This window comes from Microbacterium sp. Bi128 (assembly GCF_918698205.1).
In genome coordinates, this window is sequence record NZ_CAKKMM010001207.1 from 1 (window position 1) to 1,563 (window position 1,563).

General features: G+C 59.4%; 1 protein-coding gene and 1 rRNA gene. Both read right to left on the bottom strand.

Annotated elements, in window-relative coordinates:
- Positions 1-600: ribosomal RNA gene (locus tag LQV45_RS31290) — 16S ribosomal RNA — on the bottom strand; the annotation flags it as partial.
- Positions 601-1,123: 523 nt separating this feature from the next.
- Positions 1,124-1,563, bottom strand: a 440-nt coding sequence (locus LQV45_RS31295; RefSeq protein ID WP_230011241.1) for a DUF4184 family protein, incomplete at its 5' end; no start/stop codon positions are given.

The window sequence follows — 1,563 nt, forward strand, 5'->3', positions numbered from 1 at the left end:
AGTTGAGCCCCGGACTTTCACAGCAGACGCGACAAACCGCCTACGAGCTCTTTACGCCCAATAATTCCGGATAACGCTTGCGCCCTACGTATTACCGCGGCTGCTGGCACGTAGTTAGCCGGCGCTTTTTCTGCAGGTACCGTCACTCTCGCTTCTTCCCTGCTAAAAGAGGTTTACAACCCGAAGGCCGTCATCCCTCACGCGGCGTTGCTGCATCAGGCTTCCGCCCATTGTGCAATATTCCCCACTGCTGCCTCCCGTAGGAGTCTGGGCCGTGTCTCAGTCCCAGTGTGGCCGGTCACCCTCTCAGGCCGGCTACCCGTCGACGCCTTGGTGAGCCATTACCTCACCAACAAGCTGATAGGCCGCGAGCCCATCCCAGACCGAAAAATCTTTCCAACCCCCACCATGCGATGAGAGCTCATATCCAGTATTAGACGCCGTTTCCAGCGCTTATCCCAGAGTCCAGGGCAGGTTGCTCACGTGTTACTCACCCGTTCGCCACTGATCCACCAAGCAAGCTTGGCTTCACCGTTCGACTTGCATGTGTTAAGCACGCCGCCAGCGTTCATCCTGAGCCAGGATCAAACTCTCCGTAAAAGAAAAATGCCCACCCAACCGGAATAAGGTCGGGACAGACGAGTTCAATCTGACCAAACAGGAAGTCAAAACTGACTATCCAGATGCCAACCCCAAAGGGTTGGACTTTGATCCAAAGGAATTTCTCGCAGTCCGAAGACCGACGAGGAATAAATTGGCATTTGACAAGTGCACGCTGTTGAGTTCTCAAGGAACGGACGCACCCACAGAACCAGCCCAAAAGACCGTAACCATGAGGCAACTTCACTACCTTATACGATCCCCAACCCAGTAACCCTCACAGTGGGATCCGTAACGGATCAACCTCGTAAGAAACCAGTCGAAGACCAGAACCAAAACTCTACACCATCCAGTGCAGATCTTGGAAGTCATTCACCACTTGAGAGGACGCGGGGCCTTCCGGCCGCTCCGCTCTCCCCTGTGGGGCGAACAAGTAATAAGTTACGCGGATCCCACCCATCCGTCCAATCCACCCCACACCCCGGGCGTGTCGCACCCCCACAACCCCGGAAACACGCGGAAGTCACGCACGACGACGGGCTTGCACCGCGAGGGCGAGTGCAACGGTCACGACGGCCCACGCGGTGGCGACCTTGGTGAGGACGCCGTAGATGAGATGGGTCGGCGTGAAGTCCGGACCGAATCCCCCGGCGAGGACGATGGCGCTGGCGCTGGACACCAGCAGGGCGAGCGGGAGTGAGAGCCACCACGCCAGGCGGGCGGCATCCGGGATCACTCGGTTCACCGGCTGCGGAGCACGACGCGCAAGCCACATCGCCGCGAAGACGGCGAGGACGACCAGACCGAACAGGCTCGACGCGTGCTGGAGCCACTTCACCCCGGGCACTGGCCCCCACTGCTCATCGAGGACGGGGAACAGTTGCACTCCCGCCCGCCCCTCGTGCGTGAGGACATCCCACGCGATGTGGGTCAGGACACCGAGGGCGAGAGAGGCGACGATCC